This is a genomic window from Streptomyces chiangmaiensis, assembly GCF_036281785.1.
In the GTDB taxonomy this organism is placed as follows: Bacteria; Actinomycetota; Actinomycetes; order Streptomycetales; family Streptomycetaceae; genus Streptomyces; species Streptomyces chiangmaiensis.
The window spans coordinates 1-1,356 of record NZ_JAYWVC010000579.1; the positions used below are offsets into that span (position 1 = coordinate 1).

Annotated in this window: 1 protein-coding gene; it reads right to left on the reverse strand. The window is 65.4% G+C overall.

Features of this window, described 5'->3' with window-relative positions; genetic code table 11:
- Positions 1-121: 121 nt before the first annotated feature.
- On the reverse strand, positions 122-1,356 hold a 1,235-nt coding region (locus tag VXC91_RS45690), incomplete at its 5' end, for a reverse transcriptase domain-containing protein (protein WP_329513226.1).

The following is a 1,356-nucleotide window of genomic DNA, read 5'->3' on the forward strand; positions in this document are numbered from 1 at the left end:
CGCTCGTCGGGTAGGACCGCTGCATTGCTGCAGCGGTCCCCCCTCAGAACCGGCCGTGCCCGCTTTCCGAGCAACCGGCTCAAGCAAGCCCCTTGGGCTCGCGGGCGGACAGAAGTGCTGGTCACCGGCCGGGGCCAGTGACCAGCCGACGATGGCAGTAGGTGTGTATCAGGCGCGGGGCGGCGGGTTTGTCCGGCTTGCCGTTGCCCGCATCCGCGGTGACCGCGTGTTTGCGGATCGCGGTGCGGGTGACCTTGAGCCACTGCTCCCACTGGTCGGGGGTTTGCGGCTCATGGTCGGCGTGCAGCAGCAGCCCTCCGCAGAGCGGACATCGGCCGTCTTGCATCTGCAACAGATGCAAGGTGCCTTTGCCCAGCGGGAGTTTGCCGCGGCGGCGCCGCTTGGCCCAGAAGTCGGCCAGGGCGGGATCGTCCGTTGATGCCCTCCCCGGCACCATCCGGTGCCGGACAATCGGCGTCCAGGCGAACTTGTAGAGGTAGAAGCCGCTGGTGCGGTCCCCGAAGACCCACGTGTCCTGCCTGAACGGGTTGAACATGCCGAAGTACCGGGCGGTCACCCAGCGCATCGGCTTGTTCGGGTGGGAGAACTTGGCCCACTTGTAGACCAGTCTCCACACGTAGGCGTCCAGCGAGTTGAACGCCCGCTTGGACACCCCGATCCGGTAGTAGGCGGCCCACCCCTTGATGATCGGGTTGAGCTTGGCGATCACAGCGTCGGCGTTGGCCCCTCGCAGGGCCAGCACTTCGGCGGCAAGCCGTTCCCGGATCCGCCGCAGGGCCGCGTTGCTCGGCTTTGTCAGCAACTTTCCGCGATAGCGTCGGATGTTGAACCCCAGGAAGTCGCAGCCCTCATCGAGGTGGACAATGCGCGTCTTGTCCTCGTTGAAAGCCAGTCCCCGGGGCGCGAGCCACGCGGCCAGTCGCGCCTTGACCTGCTCGGCCTGTTCCCGAGAATGGCACAGGGCGAGAAGGTCGTCGGCGTAGACGACCAGAACAGGAGAATCACGCGCCAGAATCGTGGCATCACTGCCGAGAGCCTGGTAGCGGACTCCAGCGGCCTTTCCCATGCCGTGCAAGGCTATGTTCAACAACGCGGGACTGATCACCCCGCCCTGGGGAGTTCCCTCCACCGTCGGGGTGAACCAACCTTTCTCGACCACGCCGGCCTTCAGCCATCCGGCAACCATTCCCCTCGCGGGAAAGGTACCCAATGACGCGAGCAGGTGATCGTGGTCGATTCGGTCGAACGCCGCTTTCAAGTCCGCGTCGAGCACCCACAGGCGTTTAGCATTCTTGCCGCTCGCCGTCGTGTGGATGGCAACGATCGCGTCATGAC